This window comes from Streptomyces sp. SolWspMP-5a-2 (assembly GCF_900091845.1).
GTDB lineage: Bacteria > Actinomycetota > Actinomycetes > Streptomycetales > Streptomycetaceae > Streptomyces > Streptomyces doudnae.
The window spans coordinates 1-1282 of the sequence record NZ_FMCI01000223.1; the positions used below are offsets into that span (position 1 = coordinate 1).

The 1282-nt window shown below is 76.6% G+C and carries 2 protein-coding genes; one reads left to right on the forward strand and one right to left on the reverse strand.

What is annotated here, in order from left to right:
- Positions 1 to 566: phosphatase PAP2 family protein (locus GA0115242_RS22560; RefSeq protein ID WP_141721715.1), on the reverse strand; the 566-nt coding region annotated here is incomplete at its 3' end.
- Positions 567 to 635: 69 nt separating this feature from the next.
- Between GA0115242_RS22560 and GA0115242_RS22565 the strand changes: the two genes are divergently transcribed.
- Positions 636 to 1282: histidine phosphatase family protein (locus tag GA0115242_RS22565; protein ID WP_093831310.1), on the forward strand; the 647-nt coding region annotated here is incomplete at its 3' end.

A 1282-nucleotide genomic window follows, 5' to 3' on the forward strand; every position in this document is an offset into this window, starting at 1 on the left:
ACCAGGGCCCGGACGGCGAAGGCGGCCCCCGTGCCCAGCGCGGCGCCCGCCAGCACGTCGCTCGGGAAGTGCACCCCGGTGTAGACCCGGGACATCGCCACCGAGAGCGCGACCGGCGCCACCACCGCGCCCCACGCGGGGGACTCCAGGGCCACCCCGGTGGCGAAGGCGGCGGCCGACGCCGCGTGCCCGGACGGGAACGACGTGGTGATCGGCTGCCGCTTCAGCCGCCGGGCCAGCGGCACCGGGTCGATGCCGGGGCGCGGTCTGCGCACCGAGCGCTTGCCGACCGTGTTGATGGTCAGCGAGGCCAGGCCGAGCGACGCCATGCCCCGGGCGGCGGCGCGGCGGGCCCGCGGGGTGCGGCCCGCCGCCATCGCCGTCGCCACGGCGATCCACAGCATCCCGTGGTTCGCGCTCCGGCTCAGCCGCGGCAGGACGGGCCCGGCGCCGGGCCACTTCCGTTCCGCCGCGAACACGAAGAGGCCGCTGTCCAGCGAGAGCAGCGCGTCGCGGACACGGTGGGGGCCGGGGATCGGGAGGGTGAGGTCGACATCTGGCGTCATACGCTCCCCGTACCCTGAAGTGGCCGTTTCTTGTCCCGGGGACGGCCGCTGACATCCGGAAGGACCCGCATGCGTCTGATCCTCGTCCGCCACGGACAGACCCCCTCGAACGTCGACTTCCTCCTCGACACCGCGGTACCGGGGCCCGGTCTCACCGAGCTGGGCGAGCGGCAGGCCCGCGCCCTCCCCGAGGCCCTCGCGGACGAGGACATCGAGGCGCTGTACGCCTCCACCCTCGTGCGCACCCAGCTCACCGCCGCCCCGCTGGCCGCGGCGCGCGGTCTCGACGTGCTCGTGCGCGACGGCATCCGTGAGCTGGAGGCGGGCGACCTGGAGAAGGTCCCCGGGGACACCGGGCCCGGCCTGCTCTACATGCGGACCGCGTTCGCCTGGGCGGCGGGCGACACCGCGCTGCGGATGCCGGGCGGGGAGAGCGGCGCGGAGGCCCTGGGCCGCTACGACGCCGTCGTCGCCGAGGCCGCGGCGAGCGGCGCCGGGACGGTCGCGATGGTCAGCCACGGCGCGGCGATCCGGGTCTGGGCCGCCGCCCGCGCCGACAACGTCGACATCGCGTTCGCCGAGAGCCACCGGCTGGACAACACCGGCGTGGTGATCCTGGAGGGCTCGCCGGACGACGGCTGGAAGGCCCTGTCGTGGGCCGGGGCGAGCGTGGCCCCGGCGGGCGAGGGCGGCCCCACCGGCTCCCCGGTCACCGG